The organism is Burkholderia sp. USMB20 (assembly GCF_000949135.2).
Classification (GTDB): Bacteria; Pseudomonadota; Gammaproteobacteria; order Burkholderiales; family Burkholderiaceae; genus Burkholderia.
On sequence record NZ_JTAN02000005.1, the window covers coordinates 233,634 to 259,346 of the forward strand.

Sequence of the window (25,713 nt, forward strand, 5' to 3'; positions counted from 1 at the left end):
TGTCGCGGACCGCGTCCAACGGCGATCCGGTTGAATGCTCGAGTGAATCAGATTGCGGTTTTCGGCTCGCGGACTGCTCGCACGAGCGTGATGCGCCAGCATCCAGCCGCCGCCAGCGACAACCCGATCGCAACGAAGATCGCGACGCGCACGCCTCCCCCCGGGGTCTGCGCGGTGCTCATCAGCGCGCCGAAGATCGCCACGCCGAATGCGGAGCCGCTTTGCCTGCTCGCATTGAGCACGCCAGCCGCGATGCCCGCACGGCTCTTCTCGACGGCGCCCATCATCGCGGCCGTGACGGCCGGCGTGATCACGCCCGAGCCGAATCCGACCGCGGGAAAACACAACGCCACGCGCCAGTACGGCGCATCGCTCGCCAACGCCAGCAACCCCGCGAAACCCGCTGCGTAGAGCAGGAATCCCGCGACCACGACCCGGCGCGCGCCGAACGACCGACACAACCGGCCTGCCGAGAAACTGCCGGCCGTCACCAGCACGGTGAGCGGCAGAAATGCGAGACCGGTCTGCAACGGCGGCCAGCCGCGGTTCTCCTGGAAATACAGGCTGAGCAGGAACAGCAATCCGTAGAAAATCAACGCCGACACCAGTGAGACGAATACCGATGCGGAAAACACCGGAAGACGAAACAGGCCGGGCGGAAGCATCGGTTGCGCGCGGCGGCGCTCGATCGTGACGAAACCGGTCCAGGCCGCGACGGCCAGCACGATGCCGCCGAGAATCGGCGTCGATCCCCATCCCAGTTTCGCGCCCTCGATCAGGATCGCAACCGAACTGCCGAGCGCGATGATCGCCGCCACCTGGCCGGCAAAATCCATATGCGCTCCACCCTGGCGATGCGATGCGCGAGGAATGTGCGTCGTCAGCCATGCACCACAAACGGCGAGCGGAACGTTCACGAAAAAGATGCTTCGCCATCCGAACCAGTGGATCAGGAGACCACCCGCGAGCGGGCCGGCCGCCATCGCGATGCCGCCGCAACCGGCCCACACGCTGATCGCCCCGGCCCGCTCCTGCTCGTCCGGGTACGCCGAGGTGATCAGCGTCAGCGAACACGGCACGAGCAGCGCGGCGCCGACACCTTGCAGCACGCGCGCAATGACCAGCGTCGCGAGATCAGGCGCGGCGCCGCATAACGCCGACGCGGCTGCAAACACCAGCAAGCCGGTCAGGTACACGTTCTTCGCGCCGAGACGATCGCCGAGCAAGCCTCCCGTCAGCAGCAGGCTCGCGAACGTCAGCGTGTAGGCATTGACGACCCACTGCAGCCCCGAAACATCCGAGCCGAGTGTCGCCGCGATCCGTGCGAGCGCAACGTTGACGATCGACGTGTCGAGTATGACGACGACATAGCTGAGGCTCGTCGCCAACAGCACGCTTTTCTTAAATGCGATTGTTTCATTCACGTGAATGAGGCCCCTTGCGGAATAGCGCGTTGACTATAAGCGCGGGGCCTTCGACAATGCTTCGGCGCGTATCGAAGTATGGAAGTGTGCCGGACCGAACATCGGTTCGCGATACGAAAAAGACAATAAATGGAACCGGAGAGAAACAGTGAGTCAGCACAATATTTCAACCGTGGCCCACCTGATCGCGGAGCCCGTGCGTGCCGTGATCCTGATCACACTGACGGACGGTTGTGCCCGCTCGGCGAGCGCGCTTGCGGAAGTCGCCGGCGTCACCGCTCAAACGGCGAGTTCGCACCTCGCAAAACTGCTTGACGGCGGCCTGCTGAAAGTGGAAAGCAAGGGCCGGCACCGCTACTACAGTCTGGCCGGCCCGCACGTTCCCCGCGTGCTCGAGAGCCTCGCGTCCGTTGGCCCCGTCTCGCAGGCATGGCGCACGACGCCGAATCGTTCCGCGCGGGAATTGCGCTTTGCGCGCTGCTGCTACGACCATCTCGCCGGACAGATCGGCGTTGCCGTCACACAGCGCATGCTCGAGCGCGGCTACCTCGTCGAGCACGGCGAATACGCGTATGAACTCACACCGAGCGGGCATTCGTGGCTGCAGCAACTGGGCCTCGACGTCGGCAGTCTCTTCGCCAATCAGGCAGGATACGCGCACCGGTGCCTCGACTGGACCGAGCGGCAATTTCATATTGCCGGCGCACTCGGCGCCCATTTGATGAATGCATTCTGTACGTGGGGATGGATGACCCGCGGTCATGAGACCCGCGTCGTCGCCGTGACGCCGGCCGGCTGGGATGCGCTGCGTGAACATTTCGGCATCGAGCGCGACGCCGAACTGGACGCGCAGGCGCAGCGCGGCGCGCCGCGCTTCGCCGAACAACGCGAGACGGCCTGACCGGCACGCCGCGGGGGCATCACGCAGGCGCGTCGATCGCCTGCAACGCCGGTTGGCGGCGGTAGCCGCCGGCGGCTGTCGGCTGCGGAGCAATTGCTGCTTTCGCTTGCGCGTGTCGGTGTCGATTTATCCAATCCGCAGTTCGAACAGGCAATCAACGATTGCGTAGCCAACCTCCAATCAGGCTGATCGGCCAATTTCCATGTACGGCCAAGAGCGACCATTCCACGATCACGCGTTTATACTCCCAGACACAGCAATCTGCGTGATACGACAAGGCCAAATGAAAACGAGAGAATTGTTGATCGCTTCGCTAGGAGCGTTGGTGTTGACTCAACCTTCACTATCCTTCTCGCAAAACATCAACGGGAAAAATCTCTATATACAAAGATGCGCGATGTGCCATGGCGTAGATATCAGGGGCACCGGGCCATTGGCCAAGAAAAGCAATCCTGCCACGCCTGACCTCACAACTGCTGCGTTCAAAAAGCGACTCCATGATTATCCAGGCGTCATTGTTTCATCGGTAATACTTCGTCCGAACGGGGACCTGATTCCGAGAACTTTGAGGGAGAACGGCGTAAAGCTTGCGCCGCACTCCTGGACCGTTCAGGATTTTCGCGATCTGAATAACTACATGAGTGACGTGATTTCCAAAAGCCGATGATTCCGTGTTGACCGTCTGACCGCGATGAGTCGGGTACTGTCGGATTCGGAAGCATCATCGGCAGAGCGCATTGCTGGCTCATCGTCGGGCCGGGTTCGGCCCAGACCGTGTCAAAACGTGCATCGGGCTACCGTTGTTCCTCTTCTGATCTGAACTGAAAATGTTGCCACTCTACAAGTTTGTCCTCGGCCCAATTCTGGTGATACAGGCACGCAGGCTAAGGAGAACGGCGCTACGCCTACCGGAAGCAGCGGGGCCTCGTTGCGGGAGGGAAGGCTCGCGAGAGGCCCTGCAACCGGCCTTGCGAATTCTGGTTGTCGGTGACTCGTCGGCGGCAGGAGTGGGGGTCGACGATCAGGTACAGGCATTAGCGCAACCGGTTGCCAAAATGCTGGCTATCAAACTGGGCAGGCCCGTTACATGGCAACTGGTGGCAAAGTCGGGTGTCAACACTGAAGAGTCTCTAGCGCTATTAAGGCAGAGCGAATTACAGCCGGCGGACTTTCTCGTAACCGCATTGGGTACTAACGATGTAACGTCGCAACGTTCGCCACGCCAGTTCCTGCAAGACTATCGGCGACTGGTTGAAGAAGTCCGCCGTCGCACCGGCGCATTCGGTCTGGTAGCAACAGGGCTACCGCCATTGCGAATTCTGCCAGCGGCGCAGCACCCGCTGCGCTGGTACCTGGGCCGATATGCCGCGTCTCTGGACCGCACGCTGCGGCGGTGGATTAGCAAGGACGCTGCCGCGCGCTATATATCGCTTGATTGGGCAGCAAAGCCGCTCGAGATGGCCCGTGATCGATTTCACCCCGGGGCTGGGCAATATCGCTGTTGGGCTGAGCTCGTCAGCGAGCAGATCGTGGATTTACTGGTTAAGGATTCCGGGCCAGTGGTTGATCTGGGCATGTGCAACGTAAAGCTTGAACGTCCGCTGTAGAGGAAAGCGATTGGCTGAATCCGCCGTCGGCTACGGCCGACCGCGTCGGGCGGCAGTCGGCCATAATGCGCCATTCATCTGCACGCTTCCACCGACGGTCGAATGTCGATGCCGCGCGGGACAGCGGACTTTCGCGACCGAGAGATATCGAATGAGTCGCAAGCCGATTCGGATGTTCGTCACCAAAGATGGCCACTTCGCTCGCGAGCGGCCTATCTACCTCTGACGACGGACGTTCGGCAGAAGTCCACCTGGCGACGGCCGGCCCATCACTACGCTATCTGGGCCGGCCCCGATCGCGGGCTGCGTTGGCAGCTCGACTACGCGAGGCTATCGGGAGCAAGTTGTAAAACCCGTGCCGGTGCCGCCCTGAAGGTCGGGCTATGTGCATCGGCCGCAATCATGTGAGGCGTTACGTCGTGTGCCGCCAATGCTTCAGTTGACGCCCAGCGTTCGATCAAGACAAATCTACTTTCGTCACCGACGACAGAATGGAGATCGTACTGGAGACAGCCTTGCTCCGCACGCACAAGCGGCGCTAACTTTTCATATGCCGCGATTTGCTCGTGGCCTTTTCCTGGAAGGGTTTGAATCGAGATAACAAGCATCAGCTCCCGTTCGCAATTCCGGCTGTGATGATCTACTTTGCTCATGACGACTCCGTGCTGGTGTGATACCGACGAAAGACGATCAGCCGTAAACGCGAAAGGCCCCGTCTTTTGCCGGCGGGGCCCCTGAAAATATGCAACGACGAAGATTACCGCGTGCGCATCAAGGACGACCCACCGTTGCCGATGGTCGTCGTTGTAATGACGGTCACGAAAGGAATCAGATTGCGTTGCATATTGCTACGCTAACTCACTCGCCGCAGGCGAGTCAACTCCACTGAGACCTACACACACTTCTCCTACGTTCCTCGAACGGCGATTGCACATTTGAAAGCCGCCGTCTAATCCGAGCGGATTCGAGAGGCTGATGTGGGTCGGTAACGGCCCATCGCTGAAACGTCTGGCGTAGGTCTCGGCGTAGGTTTGTGATCTGCGTCTTGTCAGATAAGGTGCAGGTATGATCACAGTGGACTCGGATATGAAGATGTATTCACAACTATTAACGCCCCCCTGTTTACGGCGCCGCCACAATGAATATTCGAATTATTGCCACCGTGCCGATGATGATCGTAATCGTTGTCAATAATGGAATTAATATTGTTTTTCTTCTCTCTCCTTTTGCGTTAAATGTAGCGAAGTTATATATGCTCGGATATGATTTTTTTACTCGAAATGGAATGACAAACATCGCGATAAGCGTCAAGACGAAGCATACGTCTCGCCAATGAGCCATTTGGGTTGATATTGGTGCTCGACCGTGACCGTAAAATGCGCGAACGTAGTAAAAAAACAAAACCGCCGAGACCAATGCGGCGTCCATCAAATGCAAGGCAATTTTCTTCATGATGCTACCCCGCCAAGCTTTGATTGTTGCGTTTGGTAGCAATTAGATGCAATGGCAGCGGAGTTTTCAAGGAATCGTTAACCCCATTGCATTTCACACACGTCAATCCGAAAGAGTTGTAAACTTTCGCGCGGCGTTTGGCCCATCTGAAGCGAATGGCTGCTTTGCAGAAGGGCGGCTGTCCGCTCCGGGTCGGAAGCGGGCCTCCACGTGAGTCTGCTACCGGCCAGGAGGAGACATTCGACAGTCGTGTCCAGATCGTCGACAATCGGCGCAAAGCCATGAACGCTGCGCTCGGCGCGTCAGCGCTTGAGGCAGTGTCCTTTCCGGATAAGCAGTCTGTCTTCAAGGTCGCTGGGATTGCTATGGGGGAAACATGCAGCCTGCGTCTAACCACGATTCACTCGATTGGCCCCTTGTTTGTGCCGCCGGATTAATCGCCGCGCTTAGCGCGCTGGCAATATCGCACGAGCTTCTGTTAGTGGCGTTGTTTCTACTTATTCCGACTGCCGGGGTCGCAGTTTGGCTTGTGGTTCGAATTGTATACGCTGCGAAATCAAGAAGCATCTTAGGCATAACATCCGCCGTCATTGCAGCAGTGTTCGCTTACCTTTCCGCACAGTGGATTTTGCCGGGTCGAGACATTCTGGAACATTCAGCTCAGGCGTTCCGATTCGAAGGCGAGAGGGCAACTTACGAGGCACTGGTCGCAAACTACAAACTGGCCGATCCGCATCGAAACTTCATCATTTTTGAGGCAAAGAATGAAAGACAGCCCGGCGAGGTCGATCAGCGTATTGCCTACGATGAGACCGAAGCGCTCAGCCGCGGAAAAGTGGAAGAAGTCAACGAATTGGTCATCCGTCAGTCGCCTCAGGACGCAGCTGAATTTGCTTCGTGCCGATGGAAGGCCGCTCATCTCGATGGATACTTTTACGTTGTAGATTTTTTTTGTTGATGAACGTCCGTTGCTGCGTAGACTGTGAGGTCGTTGTGGGTCGGCGACAGTCGACCGCGTGCGGCGGTAGCCGGCCAGAAGCGGTCAACCGACGGCTCGGAGAGATCGGTAACAATCAGTCCAGTTCTTACGGGGGGCAGGGAAACGTACATCGCCGGCAAACAACCGAGACGCAACTAGAACAAAGTGCTTGAGACAAGGGGGCACGAATATGCGATCCAGTCTTCACCCTTACATTTCGATTGCTACGACATTTGTTCTCTGCCTGTGTCTTGGGGCTTGCAAGCAGGAACAAGACAAGTGGCCTGCTCTATTGCAAAACGTGACGGCGAGTGGTGGTTACTGGGGCGCGTGCCCGCCTAAGGACAGGATCGGACAGGAAACGTTGAAAACCATGGGGCGGCTTGGAACATCGCCTGAACTTGACGCCCGATTGAATGCCGGTTTCCCTCCTGGATCGGATGCTCAGAAACTCGAAAGGATCCTTGCTGAACAAGGATTTCACCTTGACGGTGTCTGCCAGACAGACCGGTCGATTCATGCTGCCGACTTTTTCCGTAAAGGCGAGGACTTCCTATCTTACGGTGTGTCCGCAGAAGTCTATTGGAAAGTGGATCAAATCGGAAAAATCGAGTGGACGAAAGGATTTGTTATGTTTGTCGGCTTATAGAATCATCGGATTGTTGACAACAAAGACTGTGGTTGGTCGATTGAATGACCGTTTGCAAATCACTAAAGGACCGCTGAGGGTCGGCATCGGCCAGTCCTGAAAAGATCGAGCGTAGGTCGTGGCGTAGCTTCGTGTGCCGATCCCTATCAGACAAGGCGCAGGTACTGCTGCATCAGCATTCCCCCTCTCCATCAGAAAACGGCGCATCGCTCGACCGATCACCCACACGCCCTACCCCGCCCTCACAGCACCGGCAAGACCGCCCGAATATGCTCCGCGAACGCCGCCGTCAGATGCGACGGCCGCTTCCGGTCGAACCGCAGCGTAATGCCGACCGCCGGCAGCGGCGGCAGCCCGCGATCGCCGGCGAGGATGGCCAGATCCGCCGGCACCGCCGTCTGCGTCATCACCGCGAACGCCTGCCCCGAACGCACCAGCGCGGTCAGCCCCGCGAGGCTGCTGCTCGCATACGCGACGCGATAATCGCGGCCGGCGCGACGCAGCGCCTCACAGGCCGCAATATGATCGAGCGTATCGGGATCGGACAGCGCGAGCGGCAACGGATCGAACCGCGCCGCATCGAGCCCCGGATAACCGATCCAGACCAGTTGCTCGCGGCGGATGAAGTCGCCGTCCGAACCATCGTCCGGCACGGACACCATCGCCAGATCGACCGCCCGCTTGTCGAGCTGTTCGAGCAGCCGCGGCGTCGGCCCGCACACGACCTCGACGATCGCCTGCGGATGCTGGCTCGAGAACTGCCGCAGCAGCGACGGCAGGAACACGCCCGCGTAATCGTCCGGACAGCCGAACCGGATCGTGCCCGACAACCCGGTGCCGCACAGATCGGCCATCGCCTCGTCGTGCTGCCGCAGGATGCGCTGCGCATGCACGAGCAGCCGCTCGCCGGGATGCGTGAGCAGCACGCCGCGCCCGGTGCGCTGGAACAGCGGCTGGTCGACGCTTTCCTCCAGCCGCCGCATCTGCTGGCTGAGCGCGGATTGCGTACGGCCGACCCGCGCCGCCGCGCGGCTGAGCGAGCGCACTTCGGCGATGACGACGAACGAGCGCAGCAGGTCGATTTCGAGCGAACGTGCCAAGGTATTAGCTCCTTTTCTACCTTGCATAAGAACTATTCGTTTCCATAAAACCAGACCGGCGCCTAGACTGCAAGCGATCCTTGGCCCTTGTCCGGAGAAGCCCGATGTCCCTGAACGACGACGCAACCTTCTGGCACAACGCCAGGCAGCACCTGATCCGCTACGGCGGCACGTTCGAGCCGATGATCATCGAGCGCGCGCAAGGCAGCTTCGTCTACGACGCGGACGGCCGCGCGATCCTCGATTTCACGTCGGGACAGATGAGCGCGGTGCTCGGGCACAGCCATCCGGAGATCGTCTCCGTCATCAACGAATACGCGGGCAAGCTCGATCACCTGTTCAGCGGGATGCTGTCGCGCCCCGTCGTCGACCTCGCGACACGCCTCGCCGACCTCACGCCGCCTGGGCTCGATCGCGCGCTGCTGCTGAGCACCGGCGCGGAATCGAACGAAGCGGCGATCCGGATGGCGAAGCTCGTCACCGGCAAGTACGAGATCGTCGGCTTCGCGCAGTCGTGGCACGGGATGACGGGCGCGGCGGCGTCCGCCACGTACAGCGCCGGCCGCAAGGGCGTCGGCCCGGCCGCCGTCGGTTCGTTCGCGATTCCGGCACCGTTCGCGTACCGGCCGCGCTTCGAGCGCAACGGCACCTACGACTATCTCGCCGAACTCGACTACGCATTCGACCTGATCGATCGCCAGTCGAGCGGCAACCTCGCCGCGTTCATCGCGGAGCCGATCCTCAGTTCGGGCGGCATCATCGAATTGCCGGAAGGCTACATGGCGGCGCTCAAGCGCAAATGCGAGGAGCGCGGGATGCTGCTGATCCTCGACGAAGCGCAAACCGGCGTCGGGCGCACCGGCACGATGTTCGCGTGCCAGCGCGACGGCGTGACGCCCGACCTCCTCACGCTGTCGAAAACCCTCGGCGCGGGGCTGCCGCTCGCGGCGGTCGTCACGTCCGCGCGGATCGAGGAACGCGCGCACGAACTCGGCTACCTGTTCTACACGACGCACGTGTCGGACCCGCTGCCGGCCGCGGTCGGCCTGCGCGTGCTCGACGTGGTGCAGCGCGACGGCCTCGTCCAGCGGGCGAACGTGATGGGCGACCGGCTGCGGCGCGGGCTGCTCGACCTGATGGAGCGCTTCGACTGCATCGGCGACGTGCGCGGGCGCGGCCTGCTGCTCGGCGTCGAGATCGTCAAGGACCGGCAGACGAAGGAACCGGCGGATGGCCTTGGCGCGAAGATCACGCGCGAATGCATGAACCTCGGGCTCAGCATGAACATCGTGCAGTTGCCCGGCATGGGCGGCGTGTTCCGGATCGCGCCGCCGCTGACGGTCAGCGAAGCGGAAATCGATCTCGGGCTGTCGCTGCTGGAACAGGCGATCGCACGCGCGCTGTAACCCCGCCGCCCGTCGCTGCCGCACGAAGCGCGTACGATCTGCGTACACTATCAGGCAGGCAACGACGACGGGCAGCGAGGCGAGCGATGGCGAGCGCGGCAAACGACAACGGCACGAACGAACACTGGCTCGTCGCGCGCCGCGATCCGGAAACGGGAATCGAAAGCCTGCGCGCGCATTTCAGCGGGCATGCGTACGATCCGCACGATCACGACGACATGCTGATCGGCTTCACGGAACAAGGCGTGCAGCGTTTCCAGTGTCATCGGTCGCTGCACACGAGCGTGCCGGGCCGCGCGATCCTGATCGAGCCGGGCGCGCTGCACGACGGCCATGCGCCGGAAGCCGGCGGCTTCACCTACTCGATGCTGTACCTGCCGCAGACGTGGGTCGAACGTGCGGCACGCCGAATCGATCTTCCCGGCCTGAGCGGCGTCGAAGCCGCGTTCGGCCATACGCTCGTCGACGATCGCAGCCTCGTCGACGCGATCCGCCACGCGTTTCTCGCGATCCACGGCAACGAAGGCAAGCTCGCGCGCGACCAGACGCTCGACCGTCTCCTCACGCGCCTCGGTGGTCAGTTGCGCGATTCGGTCGCGGCAAGCGCCGACACGAGCACGGGCACCGTGCCGCCGGCGATCGTGCGCGTGCGCGACCTGCTGCACGCGCATCTGGACGGCAATCTCGGCCTCGACGAACTCGCCGAACTAGCCGGCATCGACCGCTTCCGGCTCACGCGGCTGTTCCAGCGCGCATACGGGACGTCGCCGCACGCGTACCTGGTTCGCCTGCGCCTGCGCGCGGCGCGCCGGCTGCTCGCGGCAGGCCGCACGCCGGCGCAGGCTGCCGCGGACGTCGGCTTCGCAGACCAGAGTCACCTCGGCCGCTGGTTCCGCCGCGCATACCGGATGACGCCGGCCGCCTATCGGCGCATGTGCACAAACGTTCCAGATTGATTGCTCCGGCTGTCCGATCATGAGCGCTTCAACGAGGAGCACTCATGTTCGATACGAAAGTGGCATTGATCGTGCGCGACGATCTCGCGGCGTGGCAGAAACTCAACGTGGTCGCATTTCTCGCGACGGGCGTCGCGGCCGGCGCGCCCGAAGCGCTCGGCGAGCCTTACGAGGATGCGGCCGGGAATCGCTACGGCCGCATGTTCGGCCAGCCGATGCTGGTGTTCGCGGCCGATCTCGACGGCCTGCAGGCCGCGCATCGGCACGCGCTGTCGCGCGAAGTCAGGATCGTGCCGTACGTGCGCGCGATGTTCTCGACCGGGCACGACGCGGCCAATCGCGAAGCGTTTCGCGCCGGGGACGCGACGAATCTCGATCTGGTCGGCCTTGCATTGCACGGGCCGAAGAAGGCCGTGGATAAAGCCGTGAAGGGTCTGGCGTTGCACGCGTGAACCCGGCGTCCGGCTCGCTGCCGCGGGCCGCTTCCATGCCTGCCCGCCGCGTCCGGCCGAACCGTTCGCCGTGCTTGCTGGCGAGCCACACGCCGAGCGCGACGACGACGATGCCGAGATAGGTCGTCACCGGAATCCGGTCGCCGAACATCCACGCGGCCCAGGTCAGCGTCACGGGCGGTTCGAGATAGACGAGCGTCGCCACGCGCGTCGCGGGCATGCGCTTGAGCAGCGCCCATAACGTCAGGTAAGCGATGAACGTCGAGAACACCGTCAGCCACACGACGGACAACCAGACGTTCGGCTGCGTCGGCACATGCAGATCGCCGGTGACGAGCCCGCATGCCGCGAACAGCACGAGGCTCACGCACCCCTGCACGAACAGCGGCAGAAACAACCCGTCCTCGTTGCTGCGCGCCGTCGTGAGCGCGCGCCGCCGCTGATAGATCGTCGCGATCGACAGCCCCAGCGCGGACACCAGCGGCAGCATGTACATGACGATGCCGACCGATTCGGTCGGCAGCGCGTATTGCCCGCCGATCACGATGCCGACGCCGATGAATCCGAGCACGAGCCCGGCCCACTGACGCGCGCCGCTGCGCTCGCTGCCTTCGAACGTCGTCATCGCCGCCGTGATGAGTGGCTGCAACGCCGCGACGATCGCCGCGATGCCCGGCGGCAGCCCATGCTGGATCGCGACGTAGACGCAGGCCAGGTAGAGAAACTGCGACAGAAAGCCGATCACCGCGTGATAGCGGATCTTCTCCAGCGTCAGGCGCCCGAGCCGCCTGTTGAGGACGATCGCCAGACAGAGCGTGACGAGCAGAAAACGCCAGAACAGCAGGTTGAACGCACCGGCCGTCTCCGCGCCGAGCTTGGCGCCGATGAAGCCGGAACTCCACGACAACACGAACACGAGCTGGATCAGGAAAAGCTGCATCGGAACGGCGCCCCTCAGAACGTGACCGTGGATGTGCGCGCGTCGCCCAGGTCTTCGAACCGGATCGGTTCGAGACCGAGGCGAAGGTACTGCATCGCGGCTTCGTCGCGGAGGCTGCGTTGCAGTGCCAGCCAGTTGACGACCGTGCGCGGGATGCCGTCGTCCGACGCGAGATGCCAGAAGCCGTTGTCGTCCTCGCGCGTGTACGGGCAATGAAACGACAGCACCAGCGACATGCGCCGCCCTGCCTCGACCGGTTCGACGCCATGAAACAGCTTGCTGCCGTAGATCAGCAGCGCGTCGCCCGCCTGGCTCAAATCCGCCGTCTTCACATGCGCGCGTTCGCGATCGTGCCGATCGAACGTCTCGGCAGTCGATTCGTAAAACAGAAAGTTTCCGCCCTCGTATTCGGATCGATCCGACAGCACGATGTTCAGCACGAAACTGGTGCCGTCGGTGTGCCACATGCCGACCTGTTCCTTGTCGTCGCGCTCGCGCGTCGGGTAGTAATAGTTGAACTGCGAGCGCGCATTGATCATCGGATACGGGATCAACGGCGCGCCGGCCAGACGCGACAGCCGCAGCAGGAACGCGCGGTCGTGCATCATCGCGTCGATGAAGCGCGAGCGGTTCGTCACCGCACGCACCCGCTTCGAGATGATCCAGTTGCTGTGCGACGCGCTGCGTTCCAGCGTGCGGCCGATCTCGCGCAGCGCGTGAACCGCTTCGTCGGAGAACAACCCGCGCAGGCTGCACACCGCGTTGAGCGCGTTCGACTGCGTGCCGCGCATCGGCACGTCGCGATAGCCGAGATCGTCGAGGTTGCGGCGATACCGCACCTGATAGCCGTCGCGCAGGCAGCCGCTCGTCCAGCGCATCCGTTCCGCAACGGTAACCGTGTCGTCCGCGACATTCGCGTCGCCGGCCAGCGAGGTCCGCAGCGCAAGCCTCACCCGATCGAACCCGCGCGCAAACACCGGCAGTGCATTTCCCTTGTTCATCGCGTGCCTCGCTCTCGTCGTTGCGGCCCGGGGCGCTAGCCCTTGAACTGCGCAATCTGGTACACGACGCTGCCGTCCCCGCTGCGCAGCTCGTCGATCACCCGGCAGTTGCCGTGACTGCTGCGCACGTGGCGGAATTGCTCGGGCGTGTATTTCAGGCAGACGTTGGTGATCAGATGCCCGTGGACGCCCGCCTTCGACACCGGCTGCAGCGTAACCGCAACGTGGAACTGATCGCCCAGCAGGTTCAGCCGGACGATCGACACGTCATGCTCGCCGTGCGGCTCGAAGCCCTGCTGCCGGCTGACGACTTCGGAGAACCGCACCATGTTCTCGTTGCGGTAGAAGTCGTAGATGTGCGCTTCGCGGCCTTCCACGAACAGCTGCATCTCGGACACCACGTAGGTCGACTTGCCGCCGAGATTGCGGATCAGCCGACCGATCGTCACAGGCAATTCGTTGCCTTCCTGGAACCCGAGCATCGTGATGAAGGTCATGTCCTGGCCCAGATCGATGTGGTTCCACTGCACGTTCCGGTAGTCGTCGGCGATGTAGTTGAAACAGCCGGGCGTCTTCAGGAACGGCATGATCGCGTCGCGCATCGCGTGTTCCGACGACTCGTTGATGTCGACCGCCGTGTAGCGCAGATGGTCCGGCCCGCCGCCGCTGACGCCCTTCATCAGTTCGGTCGTCTTGACCGGCTCGGGCCCGAGTTCGATGTAGTGAACATGGCGGCCGCGCGACAACGTGGCGAGACGCTCGCTCAACGCACCGATCGCTTCGCGCAACGACCCTTTTCCGTTGCGATCCGCACATAATGCAGGACTCCGAACCCCCAATTCGTTCAGGTTCCGCATCAAGGAGAAGACTTCACGCCCCGCCTCGCGTTGCCGCGCGGCATCGTCCGTGCGCTGCAACGTCGAATACTTCTCGTGATTCTCGACCGTCCATACCGACTCCGCCTTCAGCTTCCTGTCCCGCACCAATGCATCCACTACAAAATCATTGATAGACATGAATCGTTCCCCGGGATACGTGTCACGCTCGATCGAATGCCTGCCGTCGTCCGCCTGTTGACCCGAGGATAGGGAGGCGCAATAATTCCGTCAATCGACATTACCTGAATCACTGATTCGGAAAATCAAAATCATGCCGCGCACCCTGGACGTCGACCTGCTGCGTACCTTCCACGCCGTCGCGAAGCTCGGCCGCTTCAAGGATGCGGCCGCGTATGTGAATCGCAGCCCGTCGTCGGTCACGGCACAGATCCAGAAGCTCGAGGAGATGGTCGCGCAGCGGCTGTTCACGCGAAACAACCAGGCCGTCGAGCTCACGCAGTTCGGGCACAAGCTGCTCGGCGACACCACCGAGTTCCTGTCGAGCCACGACCGCCTGGTCGAATCGCTGTCGCCGCAGATCCTGACCGGCAAGTTGCGGCTCGGCATCCCCGATTCGTATGCCGCGCATTTCATGGCGGAATTCCTGCCGCGCTTCGCCGCCGACCGGCCGTTGCTCGAACTGACCGTCGAAGCGCGCTCCAGCGAGGAACTGCAGCAGCTGTTTTCCCGCGGTCAGCTCGACATCACGATTGCCGTCGTGCCGAAAGCGCTGCCGCACGCGGAACTGCTCAGCAAGACCCATCCGGTGTGGGTCGCCGCGCGCACGTTCAAGTTCAATCCCGACGCGCCGCTGCCGATCGCCGTGCAGCTGCAGGGATGTCCGTACCGCGACACCGCGCTGAACGCGCTGAAGAAGGCGAAGATCGCGCACCGGATGCTGCTCGAGAGCGCGAGCTCGCCGGCGGTCGAGGCGTGCATCGCGAATGGCCTCGCGGTCGGCATCATCGAGCACGACCGCGTGTCCGGCAACCTGACGAGCAACGTCGCGGGGATCGCGCTGCCGGATCTGCCGCCGCATCTGATCACGATCCTCACGGACGACAGCAATCGCGCCGCGCTGCATTTGCGCGACGTGCTGAAAAGTACGTTCAGGATCGGCTAGGGAAAGAAGACAAGGCCGTGACCGGCCTTGCATGTGAAGCGACAACGCATGCGGCAAGCGCCGCCAGCCCATTGCAGGCCGGCGGCTTTCTCTCGTCAACCGCCGAGATACGCCTGCTTGATCCGGTCGTTCGCGAGCAGGTTCGCGCCCGTATCGGCGAGCACCACACGCCCCGTTTCGAGCACGTAGCCGCGATCGGCCACACCCAGCGCCTTGTTCGCGTTCTGCTCGACCAGGAACACCGTGACACCCTCGTCGCGAATCGTCCGGATGATGTCGAAGATCTGCGCGATCACGAGCGGTGCGAGGCCGAGCGTCGGCTCGTCGAGCAGCAGCAGGCGCGGCTTGCTCATCAGCGCGCGGCCGATCGCCAGCATCTGCTGCTCGCCGCCCGACATCGTGCCGGCCCGCTGCGCCGCGCGTTCCTTCAGGCGCGGAAACAGCTTGAACACGTGCTCGATGCCGTCGTCGATTTCATGACGGCTCGCGAAGAACCCGCCCATCTTCAGGTTCTCGAGCACCGTCAGGCTCGGGAACACGCGCCGCCCTTCCGGCGAGATCGCCATCCCCTGCCGCATGATCTGGTGCGTCGACATCGCGGTGATGTCGTTGCCCTCGAACAGCACGCGGCCCGACGACGCGCGCGGCGTGCCGCACACGGTCATCATCAGCGTCGTCTTGCCGGCGCCGTTGCTGCCGATCAGCGTGACGATCTCGCCCTTCTTCACCTCGATCGACACGCCCGCGAGCGCCTCGACCGCGCCATAGTGCGTATGGACCTGTTCCAGCTTCAGCATCACTCTTCCCCCAGATACGCCTTGATCACGCGCGGGTCGTTGCGGACCGCTTCCGGCGTGCCGATCACGATCGGCCGGCCGTGCTCCATCACGAGGATGCGGTCCGACACGCCCATCACGAGGCTCATGTCGTGTTCGATCAGCAGCACCGACACGCCGAACTCGTGGCGCAGCTTGTCGATCAGGTGCTGCAGCTCGATCTTTTCCTGCGGGTTGAGACCAGCCGCCGGTTCGTCCAGCATCAACAGGCGCGGCTCGGTGATCATGCAGCGCGCGATCTCCAGGCGCCGCTGGTGCCCGTACGACAGCGTGCCCGCCTGCCGGTTGGCGACCGACTTCAGCCCCATCCGGTCGAGCCACACGGCCGCGCGTTCGAGCGCTTCCTTCTCGGCGCGACGATACGCGGGCGTCGAGAACAGGCCCGGCAACAGCCCCGACTTCACCTTGCGGTGCTGTGCGACCAGCAGGTTCTCGACCACCGTCAGCGACTTGAACAGGCGGATGTTCTGGAACGTGCGCACGAGGCCCTTCAACGCGATCTGGTGGCTCGGCAGCCCCGCGATCGCGTGGCCGTCGAGCACGACGTCGCCGCCGGTCGGCTTGTAGAAGCCGCCGACGCAGTTGAACACCGTGGTCTTGCCCGCGCCGTTCGGCCCGATGATCGCGAACACCTCGTTGCGGCGCACGTCGAAATCGATGCCGTCCACCGCGAGCAACCCGCCGAAGCGCATCTGCAGCCCGGCGACCTTCAACAGTTCCGTATTCGCGCTCATTGCGGCAGCTCCACGTGGGGACGGCTCGCGGGCAGCAGGCCCTGCGGACGCCACATCATCATCAACACCATCACCAGACCGAAGATCAGCATCCGGTACTCCGCGAAGCCGCGCGCGACTTCCGGCAGCACGGTCAGCAGGATCGCCGCGAGGATCACGCCGAGCTGCGAGCCCATCCCGCCGAGCACGACGATCGCGAGGATCAGCGCCGACTCGATGAAGGTGAACGATTCAGGATTCACGAGGCCCTGACGCGCCGCGAAGAACGCGCCGCCGATGCCCGCGAACGCCGCGCCGAGCGTGAACGCCGACAGCTTGATGCGCGTCGGGTTGAGACCCAGCGAGCGGCAGGCGATCTCGTCGTCGCGCAGCGCTTCCCACGCGCGGCCCATCGGCATGCGGATCAGGCGGCTCGTCACGAACAGCGTGAAGCCGACCAGCACCAGCGCGATCAGGTACAGGAAGATCACCATGTGCTCGCCGCTGTATTCCAGCCCGATCAGTTCATGGAAGGTCTTCGCGCCTTCGACGCTCGCCGAGCGCGCCATCTCGAAGCCGAACACCGTCGGCTTCGGAATGCTCGAGATGCCGTCCGGGCCGCCGGTGAGGCTCGTCAGGTTGTTCGCGAGCAGGCGGATGATTTCGCCGAAGCCGAGCGTGACAATCGCGAGATAGTCGCCGCGCAGACGCAGCACCGGGAAGCCGAGCAGGAAGCCGAACGTCGCCGCGGCGATCGCCGCGATCGGCAGGCACTCCCAGAACGACAGCCCGAAATACTGGTTCAGCATCGCGTACGTATAGCCGCCGACCGCGTAGAACCCGACATAGCCGAGATCCAGCAGCCCCGCGAAACCGACCACGATGTTCAGCCCGAGGCCGAGGATCACGTAGATCAGCGCGAGCGTCGCGACGTCTACCGCGCCGCGCGAACCGAAGAACGGCCACACGAGCCCGACCGCGAGCAGCACCCAGATGATCGCGCGCTGCTGCTGCGCGCCCATCGCGGGCATCGCCGGCAGCTTCACCGCCGATTTCGCGCGCACGAGCCACGGCTTGAACAGCTGGAACAGGAACACGGCCGCGACCGCGATCCACACCGGACGCCAGTGCGGCGTGAGCACCACCTGATAGCCGTCGAGCTTCAGCTGCAGGCCGAGCACCGGAATCGTGAGGATCGCCGTCAGCAGCGCGGCGGCCGCGGCATTCTTCAGCGCCTGGCCGACCGACGCGTCGGCGGCCGGGCGGCGAACGGAAATGACTTGACTCATCTGCGTCTCCCTCAGACCTTTTCGATGTCCGACTTGCCGAGCAGGCCGGTCGGGCGGAAGAGCAGGATCAGCACGAGCAGGCCGAACGCGACCACGTCCTTGTACTCGGCCGGCATGTAGCCTGCGGCGAAGGTTTCGGCGAGGCCCAGCAGCACGCCGCCGAGCATCGCGCCCGGGATGCTGCCGATCCCGCCCAGCACCGCGGCGGTGAACGCCTTGATGCCCGCGACGAAGCCGATGTACGGATTCAGCTTGCCGATCGTCAGCCCGATCAGCACGCCGCCGACGGCCGCGAGCATCGCGCCGAGCACGAACGTGAACGAGATCACGCGGTTCGTGTCGATGCCGAGCAGGTTCGCCATCTTCATGTCTTCGGCGCACGCGCGGCACGCGCGGCCCATCCGCGAATGCGAGATGAACAGCGTGAGCGCGATCATCAGCACGACCGTCACGCAGACGATCAGCAGACGCGCATACGGAATCGTCACGTCGTAGTCGCCGCCGAGATGGATGTCGAATGCGCCGGAGATCAGCACCGGCACGGACACGTCGCGCGCGCCCTGGCCGATCTGCACGTAGTTCTGCAGGAAGATCGACATGCCGATCGCGGAGATCAGCGGCACGAGGCGCGGGCCGCCGCGCAGCGGGCGATACGCGACGCGCTCGACCGCGAAGCCGTACAGGCCGGTGACGAGCACCGACACGATCAGCGCGGCGCCGAGCACGAGCGGCAGCGGATAGCCGGCGGAGATGCCGATGGCGGTGAGGGTCACGAGGCCCACGTATGCGCCGATCATGTAGATCTCGCCGTGGGCGAAGTTGATCATGCCGATGATGCCGTAGACCATCGAGTAGCCGATGGCGATCAACGCATAGATCGCACCCAGCGTCAGGCCGTTGACCAGCTGCTGGGCGAATTGAGGAAAGAAGTCAGTCATGTGCGGGAAGCTCCCGTTGGCGCTGGGTCGCGTGCCGTCGCCGGATCACGGCGGTCGGCCGCGCGCAACGCACGGTGTCGTCTCGGGCCGCCCGTCGGCCGCGCAATGCGGTCATGCGCGGCGCGAATGCACGCCCGCCCCGTCCGGGTCTCGGACAGGGCGGACGCGCGGGCGGGTACGCCGGATTACTTGGCGGCGGTCTTCGTCGCGTCCTTGTGCCATGTGTAGACGACGAACTTGAACGCCTTCAGGTCGCCCTGGGCGTCATACGCGACCTTGCCGATCGGCGTGTCGAACGTCGTCTTGTGCATGTACGCGGCGACCTTCGTCGGGTCGGTCGTCTTCGCGCCGGCGATCGCGTCGGCGATGATCTTCACCGCTGCGTACGACGGCATCTGGAACGGGCCGTTCGGGTCGCGCTTCTTGTCCGCGAACGCCTTCACGAGCGCCGCGTTGGCCGGGTCGGCCGAGAAGTCGGCCGGCAGCGTGACGAGCATGCCTTCCGAAGCCGGGCCGGCGATCGCCGTCACGTCCTTGTTGCCCACGCCTTCGGGGCCCATGAACGTCGCCTTCACGCCCTGCTCGCGCGCCTGGCGCATCAGCAGGCCCATTTCCGGGTGATAGCCGCCGAAGTAGACGAAGTCGACGCCTTGCGACTTCAGCTTCGTGATGATCGCCGAGTAGTCCGAATCGCCGGCGTTGATGCCTTCGAACAGCACGACCGGGATCTTCGCGCCTTCGAGGTCCTTCTTCACCGACGACGCGATGCCCTGGCCGTACGACTGCTTGTCGTGCAGAATCGCGACCTTCTTCGGCTTCACGTTGTTGATGATGTAGTGCGCGGCGGCCGGGCCTTGCTGGTCGTCACGGCCGATCGTGCGGAAGATGAAGTGGCGCTTCTTGCCTTCCGTCAGCTGCGGCGCGGTGGCCGACGGCGTGACCATCACGATGCCTTCGTTCTCGTAGATGTCGGAGGCGGGGATCGTCGAACCCGAGCACACGTGGCCGATCACGTACTTGATCTTCTGGCTGACGATCTTGTTGGCGACGGCGACGGCCTGCTTCGGTTCGCATGCGTCGTCCATCTGCACGACTTCGAACTTGTTGCCGCCCGCGCCGCCTGCCGCGTTGATCTGTTCGATCGCGGTCAGCGCGCCGGCCTTCACCATGTCGCCGTATTGGGCGACCGAGCCGCTCATCGGACCAGCGATGGCGATCTTCACGGTTTCCGCTTGCGCGGCGGCGGCGCCGGCGGCGAACAGCACGGCGGCGACGGAAATGGACGTAAGACGGGACAGCGTCATCTGGGAGCTCCTCGATGTTGTTTAGTCATACGGGCAAAGGCGGCATGACTTGCGCAATCGAACAGCACCCGGGGCGAGGACATGGGACACGCCCGAGACACATGAAGACGGACCTGCGGATGAATGTTGCGTAGCGGGGCCCGGCTCTTGCAGTCCCCCAAGGGGGACGTCTGGTTCGGAAAGACATCGTGATGCGTCTTGCATTGCGCAAGCGTTTCGCCTGCCCCGCTTGCCAACTGCTTGTTCGGAGGGATGGTCCGACAGCCGTTGGCAAGGCAGTCGAAATTATATGGGGGTTTTTAAATCGTCTGTCAAAAATGCCGCTTCTATGAGGGAAAACACGGAGAAACTGGGCTGGGGAGAGGTGGCGATTTGGGAGCAACTCGGGCGGGTGGAGAACGTTTGCGGTGGGTGCAATTGGGTTGCGATTTTGGGTCTGGTTGTGGGGTTGTGGCTTGATGGGTGGGGGTTTGCGGCGATTTGTGGTTGTGGATCGTGCGATTTTTTGTTTTTGGGGGTCGGTGCTTTTTAAATCAATCGACTGAGGATTGCGTTGGCGTGTACCGAGGTGGGGCGGTGTGTTGGATCGGCAAATCCTTCCATATGCTGACGTTTACGGCATATACGAAAGCTTTTTGTTATTTTTATGAAATAATGCGAACTCTCCTCTGCAATCCAGCCAGCCTTCCCGCGAACCGCGCCCGCCGCGCTTCGCCGTCGCTTCAGGGCCGCTTCAACGCCCGTCCGCCGTTCAGTCTCGCCAGCCAGTGATCTGCCGTTTTTTCAATGCACATCACCTGCTTCGGATCGCATATGAATCATCCCTTCCGTCTTTCTTCCGCCGCCGCGCTTGCTTGTGCGCTTTCTGTTTCTACCGTCGACGCCTCGGGCCGCGATTCGCTGGTCGATCGCTCGGGCGGTGCCAACGTGTTTCGTTCGGAACGTCAGGCCGTGGCTCGCGATGATGGGCGCTCGGCACGCGCAACCCGACGCGTAAAGTACGCTGCGCCGGCTGAACGCAGCCCGTTCGATACGCCTGATACGCGGCCGGTGCGGGTGTCAGGCGATACGCTCGAATCGCAAACTCCGTCGGTACACGAATCCGATTTTGTATTGCCCGCGAATCGCGTTGCGCTCGGCGCGGGTGGGAGCGACAGCCTCGGGCGCGCTTTGCCCGGATATGAACAGCGTGCGCAGAACTGGAACGAATACCTGCGGGCAAATGGATCGCGACGTGTCGGCAGCGGCGGCTCGTATGCGCCAACGCGGGCTTACGATGCCGCGCGCGGGCCGCACGGTACGCCGAATCCGTTTGATCCATCGGTACCGCAACCGGAGACCCGGACGTTCTACGACAACGGCGCCGGTACGCATTGCACGGCTACAGGTGGTGCGGGAACGTCGCGGTCGTCGTGCAATATTGCCTGGTGATGCATTGGGGCGGCTGATAGCGGCTACCCTGCCTTGCCCGGCGCGCTGCGCGACGTCGCGCAGCGCGGCCGCGTCTTGCGGCGTTGCCTTTTACAGTTTCGTGATGATCAGCCTGCCAGGCTCAATATCAATCCGTGCCTTCTGGCCGGGTACGAAACACGCATCTTCGATCAGCCACATTCCACCAATCTTCATGTACGGGTAGAACTTCTCCGGCTTGATGTCCGTTTTCGGGGTACCCCACATTTCCTGGATCGTGACGAAACGTTCCGTCTTCGGTGGTCGTGCTTTATGATTCGGCTTAGCCATGGGCAACTCCTGATAAGTTGGCTGTGGTTAGCGGGTCGTGAGTGTTGGTAGCACTTGCGGCCCGCGCTCGTTTACTGCGGCGTTTTTTGTGGTTGGGATTCCTCCTTTGTTTTTGCCCCGATGAAAGCAATGTTTCGATAGGGCCTACCGGTTACGTTGCGTCCATTCGCGCGCGCGATGCCCGCGCGATCATCATTGGACATTGCCTATTAGACCATCGTTAACGCTCAATATTTTCGGCTTGTGCGAACGTTAGCCGTTAGGCATAGGTACGAAATTTCGCCTGCGTGCGTAGCGCCATTGCATGCGAAGATGCGGAAGGAAAAGCTAATCGACGCGGACGCCGATCGGCCTCGGACGCGATCATTCGAAACAGTTGGAATGAATTGGCTTCACTCACGGTACGGGCACAGTTCGATACAGAAGCGACTGCTGCTCCGTCTCTTCCAACTGCCCCGACATGAAGAAGTTTCTCGCTGGAAACGTTCTTTTTCTACACCTTCTACAGGCTGCAATCGGCCCTGAGTCGTCATCCGCTTGCCGTCGCGAATGGCTCGCCAAAGCAACTCTTCCATATCATACGAGCACGCGATCCAACTAGGTACCGACAAACGCCACCTCAATCTCGTACTCGTTCCGGACATGTCTCTAGATACCAGCAAAACTGATATACACAACCAACTATTGAACAGTACGTCGCGACCCGGATGCGTGTAATTTCGCTACAAATAACTCGTCGTAAACGATGCGAAAATCGCCGAAACACCATCTTGAAAATCGCCGGGAGCTTTGGGAGAAAGAAGTACGAACACGTCGGTGCGCGAGAAAAGCAAGCTGGTGCGGTACTGTTCTATCCTCGCAACGACATCATATCTATGTGGTAGATTCCCCGGCTCGTTTGGTCCCGGCCGTGTTCCGACTGAAAATCCCGCGGCGCGAAGAATAACTTCGGCGTCGTCAAATGAGCTTCCGAGCGGAATGTAGCGAACTGCGAGCCAAGTAATGTCCCCGGCTTTATCTATCTCTTGGGTCGAGCCGCTTTGGGGAACCTTCTGATACGCCTTGTCGATTTCAATGCGAAATCTTTTTCCCAGTACTTCGAGATCTTGCCGAGGGGATGCGTGCGACGCCCAAGGTACGAGCGCAAGATAAAGCGGCACCCATAATCCCGCGCGTATCGCGGTACGTCGTTGGGAGGCCAGCTTCCGACTTTTTGCCATTGCCACCTCCGATTCGCGGGACCAGTTACATCGCAACGAGGATGGTTCTCACCGGAACATCGCGGGCGATTGGGTTGGAGCATGCGTCCGTGGAGCCCTATCTAGCCCCAACTATTGGAAGACCGCTTCTGGCCGAACCGGGCCAACCGCCCCCTCCGGACATCGCCCACCGCACGACCGGCGGCTGAACGCGACCCTGAGCCGCCGTTTGTAAGCGGTCGTCGCAACGACCGCTTACAAAATACATCCGTCCCTCGTCGTAACGATTCGACCCGGGATTAGTGAGCCATAATAGTCGCCCGACAGCGGCGCATAGTGCGCTTCAACCAACCGAACGACGAAAAAATGGCGCTCCCTGCTTGGACGAAACGAACCTCTGACACCGCCAAACCAGCTCGTACCGCACGTCCAGCGGCAGAATCGGCGGGATCCAGCACGCTCGCGGCCAAGCCGCAAAAATTCAATCACCCAAAGATTCTGCTTCTGGACGTTGATTCAGAGGTTGGGGATACGCTGCGTGAGAATTGGGCGAATGTCACGACCGCTTCCCTGGGCACCCCGTATCGCGTGGAGGTGAGCGCTGGGTTCCTTCCGGTCATACAACACGACGAACTCAATGGGCATGAAGAAGTCGACATCGTTGTTGCGGATCTATCCATGGACGACATGGACACTCATCCTAATGGCGAACCACATCGCCCTAAAGGTGAGCTCGATTTATGGGCGAAGTGCGACATGGGCTTTATCGATGCTCGGGTCCGTACAGTCTTGCAAGAATTCCCTGCGTTCGACCGCGTACTGGACAACGGTGGCATTTTTGTGGTGTTCGCGACCCGGCGCATCCCGCTGACCTTTGTGATGGCACGCTCGACGCCCTACGGATTTAACCAAGAACGTCAGGTTAATAGGGACGTGTGGGGCATCACGTCTGAACTTAACGACATGCGCGTCAAAGAGGACGCAGGCGAAGAAATCCGGGTCGTCGATACATCATCCGTTGGCGCAGTGCTCGCGAAGCACTTGGATATGGCTCGGTTCGACTGCACCTTGGTGGGAGGGTACAGGGAAGAAGACGAATGGCAACCGCTGGCCGTGAACAAATACGGTCATGCAGTTGGTTTGATGCGCCGGCGTGGAAAGGGATTAACGATTGTATTACCGCAGATAGCGCGGAAGGCCGCGTTTCTTCGAGAGTTGATGGCGACTGCGTTACCAGAACTATCGCCGCATCTCTTTCCTGAGATTGAGCGCGGGAGTTGGACTAATCGGATCGAATATGAACTACCGCGCATAGCTGAATTGCAGTCGGAGCAGGCCCGTATTGCTGCGGAAGCCAAGGCAGCGATCGCGCGGCTTGACAGCGATATCGAGGCGGAGCGTGCGACGAATGGCTGGTTACACGACTTGCTGACGGGAACGGGCGACTCGCTAGTGATGGCGATAAAGAGAGCGCTTGGCGAAATCGGCTTTGAGCGTGTGATAGACGTCGATGAAATCCGGGATCAGGAAGGCAAAAGCCGGCGCGAAGATCTGCGTATCGAGGATCGGAGCCCATTGCTGATCATCGACATCAAGGGCATTGGTGGGTACCCAACCGACGAAGACGCGACGCAGGCGAACAAGCACGCCTTCATTAACACGAAAGAACTGGGTAGGACGGATGTGCAGGGACTTGCAATTGTCAACCATCAGCGACACCTGCCGCCCCTCGATCGTGAGAACAAAATGCCATTTCGGCAGGAACTGCTGGACGTCGCGGGCGAAACGAGTCTCGGCTTGATGACGGCGTTCGATCTGTACCGTCTGGTCGTCAACATGCGCAAACACGGATGGTCCGCGGAGCAAGTGATGGCGGTTTTCTACAGCCAACAACGTATCGAGGCTGTGCCGGCACACTATCGGTATATTGGCACGGTCGCGAAAGCCATGACGGGGAAATTTGGCGTTGTCATTTCGGAGAACAGCATCGCGGTCGGCGATCGGATAGCGGTGGAGGGGCCAATCTATTTCGATGAAGCCGACGTAGAATCTATCCAAATCAAAGGGAGTGCCGTGGAGCGTGCGCAGGAGGGCGACCCGGCTGGTTTCCTGTGGCCAGAAGGTAACGCAAGAATCCGGGAGGGCATGCGCGTATTTGCGATACCGAAGTCAACTTGAAGCCACCTAGCGCGCAAGGTGCGCCAAACCCGATACCGGAGCAACTGCTTAGCGCGCAACGGGCGTACAAGACGGCGACTTAGATCACAAACGCCTGGCATAGCTAGACTGGGAGTGCCCGTGACCTCCGCAGTCTCGGTGATCGCTCAGGACCGAACTTGCCTGGCGTGGCGTACATGCTCACGAGGTCCGCTGTACGGCCACTGCCCCTAGTGGGGCGAATGCACAGGCATACGTCCGCTATCCGGGCGGAGCCGCCTTTCGAATGGCCGCCCGAAAGATGATCGAACGGCCGCAATTGGCCGAACTCGGCCGGCAGCCGGGCCACTGCCCTGTGACGCGCAACCGGCCGTGTTCCTTTTCAGTCATTCAGATCCGCGTAATCAATGTTCGTTGGTTGCTCTTCAGCGGACATTAGACGCGTTTTTACGAGCAATGTCTCATTAGCTTATCGTCAATTTCGCGAGAAATCACGTTGTCGATTCCTTGGCCAACACTCCTCGGCCAATCTATTAGATGCATGGATTAGGGTTCGTCATTTCTTCCCAAGTCGCCTAGTCATTGTCATAATGACAGCCGCACCGTTCTGCACCGCTCTGCGGCACAATAAAAGTTGCTGATCTATCGTTCATCAGGCCGTAGTGCGTC

24 protein-coding genes and 1 pseudogene are annotated in these 25,713 nt (G+C 61.8%); 11 read left to right on the forward strand and 14 right to left on the reverse strand.

Annotated elements, in window-relative coordinates:
* Positions 1-47: 47 nt before the first annotated feature.
* Positions 48-1,394 carry an MFS transporter gene (locus tag PL79_RS08925; RefSeq protein ID WP_235879237.1) on the reverse strand — a complete coding sequence of 449 codons (1,347 nt, stop codon included), beginning with the start codon at positions 1,392-1,394 and terminating at the stop codon, positions 48-50.
* Positions 1,395-1,572: 178 nt separating this feature from the next.
* Here PL79_RS08925 and PL79_RS08930 point away from each other — a divergent pair, with 178 nt between their 5' ends.
* From PL79_RS08930 to PL79_RS08940, 3 genes are all read left to right on the forward strand, one after another.
* Positions 1,573-2,325, forward strand: a complete 753-nt coding sequence (locus tag PL79_RS08930) for an ArsR/SmtB family transcription factor (RefSeq protein WP_044846859.1) — start codon at positions 1,573-1,575, stop codon at positions 2,323-2,325.
* Positions 2,326-2,608: 283 nt separating this feature from the next.
* A complete protein-coding gene (locus PL79_RS08935; protein ID WP_082088637.1) occupies positions 2,609-2,992 on the forward strand; it encodes a c-type cytochrome in 384 nt (127 codons plus the stop codon).
* 301 nt (positions 2,993-3,293) lie between these two features.
* Entirely contained in the window at positions 3,294-3,932 is a 639-nt protein-coding gene (locus PL79_RS08940; protein ID WP_235879238.1) for an SGNH/GDSL hydrolase family protein, read from the forward strand.
* A gap of 320 nt (positions 3,933-4,252) precedes the next feature.
* On the opposite strand, the gene PL79_RS08945 is transcribed toward PL79_RS08940, so the two are convergent.
* Together PL79_RS08945 and PL79_RS08950 are read right to left on the reverse strand one after the other, a co-directional pair.
* The gene (locus PL79_RS08945) at positions 4,253-4,585 is read right to left on the reverse strand and encodes a putative quinol monooxygenase (RefSeq protein WP_082088635.1); all 333 of its coding nucleotides are present in this window, start codon (positions 4,583-4,585) and stop codon (positions 4,253-4,255) included.
* Between the two features lie 469 nt (positions 4,586-5,054).
* Complete coding sequence (locus PL79_RS08950) at positions 5,055-5,384, reverse strand: hypothetical protein (protein ID WP_135800999.1); 330 nt, start codon at positions 5,382-5,384, stop codon at positions 5,055-5,057.
* Positions 5,385-5,760: 376 nt separating this feature from the next.
* Between PL79_RS08950 and PL79_RS08955 the strand changes: the two genes are divergently transcribed.
* Complete coding sequence (locus PL79_RS08955; protein WP_135801012.1) at positions 5,761-6,342, forward strand: hypothetical protein; 582 nt, start codon at positions 5,761-5,763, stop codon at positions 6,340-6,342.
* 385 nt (positions 6,343-6,727) lie between these two features.
* Complete coding sequence (locus tag PL79_RS08960; protein WP_124891863.1) at positions 6,728-7,012, forward strand: hypothetical protein; 285 nt, start codon at positions 6,728-6,730, stop codon at positions 7,010-7,012.
* A 242-nt stretch (positions 7,013-7,254) separates the two neighbouring features.
* Here PL79_RS08960 and PL79_RS08965 read toward each other — a convergent pair whose 3' ends face one another.
* The gene (locus tag PL79_RS08965; protein ID WP_193759824.1) at positions 7,255-8,139 is read right to left on the reverse strand and encodes a LysR family transcriptional regulator; all 885 of its coding nucleotides are present in this window, start codon (positions 8,137-8,139) and stop codon (positions 7,255-7,257) included.
* Positions 8,140-8,216: 77 nt separating this feature from the next.
* Here PL79_RS08965 and PL79_RS08970 point away from each other — a divergent pair, with 77 nt between their 5' ends.
* The 3 genes from PL79_RS08970 to PL79_RS08980 all read left to right on the forward strand — a co-directional run bounded on the left by PL79_RS08970 (position 8,217) and on the right by PL79_RS08980 (position 10,926).
* A complete protein-coding gene (locus PL79_RS08970; protein ID WP_044846855.1) occupies positions 8,217-9,518 on the forward strand; it encodes an aspartate aminotransferase family protein in 1,302 nt (433 codons plus the stop codon).
* An 86-nt stretch (positions 9,519-9,604) separates the two neighbouring features.
* Complete coding sequence (locus PL79_RS08975) at positions 9,605-10,474, forward strand: AraC family transcriptional regulator (protein WP_044846854.1); 870 nt, start codon at positions 9,605-9,607, stop codon at positions 10,472-10,474.
* Between the two features lie 44 nt (positions 10,475-10,518).
* Positions 10,519-10,926 carry a DUF2000 domain-containing protein gene (locus tag PL79_RS08980; protein ID WP_082088634.1) on the forward strand — a complete coding sequence of 136 codons (408 nt, stop codon included), beginning with the start codon at positions 10,519-10,521 and terminating at the stop codon, positions 10,924-10,926.
* 136 nt (positions 10,927-11,062) lie between these two features.
* Here the strand turns inward: PL79_RS08980 and PL79_RS08985 are convergent.
* The 3 genes and pseudogenes from PL79_RS08985 to PL79_RS08995 form a co-directional block, all read right to left on the reverse strand.
* Positions 11,063-11,866 (reverse strand): annotated as a pseudogene (locus PL79_RS08985) (DMT family transporter); the annotation flags it as partial.
* Between the two features lie 14 nt (positions 11,867-11,880).
* Positions 11,881-12,867, reverse strand: a complete 987-nt coding sequence (locus tag PL79_RS08990) for a 2OG-Fe(II) oxygenase (RefSeq protein WP_044846852.1) — start codon at positions 12,865-12,867, stop codon at positions 11,881-11,883.
* 35 nt (positions 12,868-12,902) lie between these two features.
* Positions 12,903-13,883: a hypothetical protein gene (locus PL79_RS08995; RefSeq protein WP_044846851.1), complete on the reverse strand. Its 981-nt coding sequence runs from the start codon at positions 13,881-13,883 to the stop codon at positions 12,903-12,905.
* 133 nt (positions 13,884-14,016) lie between these two features.
* Between PL79_RS08995 and PL79_RS09000 the strand changes: the two genes are divergently transcribed.
* The gene (locus tag PL79_RS09000; RefSeq protein WP_044846850.1) at positions 14,017-14,868 is read left to right on the forward strand and encodes a LysR substrate-binding domain-containing protein; all 852 of its coding nucleotides are present in this window, start codon (positions 14,017-14,019) and stop codon (positions 14,866-14,868) included.
* Positions 14,869-14,963: 95 nt separating this feature from the next.
* On the opposite strand, the gene PL79_RS09005 is transcribed toward PL79_RS09000, so the two are convergent.
* The 5 genes from PL79_RS09005 to PL79_RS09025 all read right to left on the reverse strand — a co-directional run bounded on the left by PL79_RS09005 (position 14,964) and on the right by PL79_RS09025 (position 19,948).
* Positions 14,964-15,665, reverse strand: a complete 702-nt coding sequence (locus tag PL79_RS09005) for an ABC transporter ATP-binding protein (RefSeq protein WP_044846849.1) — start codon at positions 15,663-15,665, stop codon at positions 14,964-14,966.
* Entirely contained in the window at positions 15,665-16,438 is a 774-nt protein-coding gene (gene livG, locus PL79_RS09010) for a high-affinity branched-chain amino acid ABC transporter ATP-binding protein LivG (RefSeq protein WP_044846848.1), read from the reverse strand. The genes PL79_RS09005 and livG overlap by 1 nt, the downstream gene beginning before the upstream one ends.
* On the reverse strand, positions 16,435-17,706 hold the full coding sequence (locus PL79_RS09015; protein WP_044846847.1) for a high-affinity branched-chain amino acid ABC transporter permease LivM: 1,272 nt from the start codon (positions 17,704-17,706) through the stop codon (positions 16,435-16,437). Before PL79_RS09015 ends, livG begins: the two co-directional genes overlap by 4 nt.
* Positions 17,707-17,717: 11 nt before the next feature.
* The gene (gene livH, locus PL79_RS09020; protein WP_044846846.1) at positions 17,718-18,644 is read right to left on the reverse strand and encodes a high-affinity branched-chain amino acid ABC transporter permease LivH; all 927 of its coding nucleotides are present in this window, start codon (positions 18,642-18,644) and stop codon (positions 17,718-17,720) included.
* A 185-nt stretch (positions 18,645-18,829) separates the two neighbouring features.
* Positions 18,830-19,948, reverse strand: a complete 1,119-nt coding sequence (locus PL79_RS09025) for a branched-chain amino acid ABC transporter substrate-binding protein (protein ID WP_044846845.1) — start codon at positions 19,946-19,948, stop codon at positions 18,830-18,832.
* A gap of 813 nt (positions 19,949-20,761) precedes the next feature.
* On the opposite strand from PL79_RS09025, the gene PL79_RS09030 reads away from it, so the two are divergent.
* Positions 20,762-21,379: a hypothetical protein gene (locus PL79_RS09030; RefSeq protein ID WP_235879240.1), complete on the forward strand. Its 618-nt coding sequence runs from the start codon at positions 20,762-20,764 to the stop codon at positions 21,377-21,379.
* A 90-nt stretch (positions 21,380-21,469) separates the two neighbouring features.
* On the opposite strand, the gene PL79_RS09035 is transcribed toward PL79_RS09030, so the two are convergent.
* Positions 21,470-21,688 (reverse strand): hypothetical protein, encoded by a 219-nt coding sequence (locus PL79_RS09035; RefSeq protein WP_044846844.1) that lies wholly within the window; start codon positions 21,686-21,688, stop codon positions 21,470-21,472.
* Positions 21,689-22,410: 722 nt separating this feature from the next.
* Entirely contained in the window at positions 22,411-22,908 is a 498-nt protein-coding gene (locus PL79_RS09040; RefSeq protein ID WP_135801013.1) for a hypothetical protein, read from the reverse strand.
* Positions 22,909-23,223: 315 nt separating this feature from the next.
* Between PL79_RS09040 and PL79_RS09045 the strand changes: the two genes are divergently transcribed.
* A complete protein-coding gene (locus PL79_RS09045; protein WP_135801014.1) occupies positions 23,224-25,065 on the forward strand; it encodes a hypothetical protein in 1,842 nt (613 codons plus the stop codon).
* Positions 25,066-25,713 lie beyond the last annotated feature (648 nt).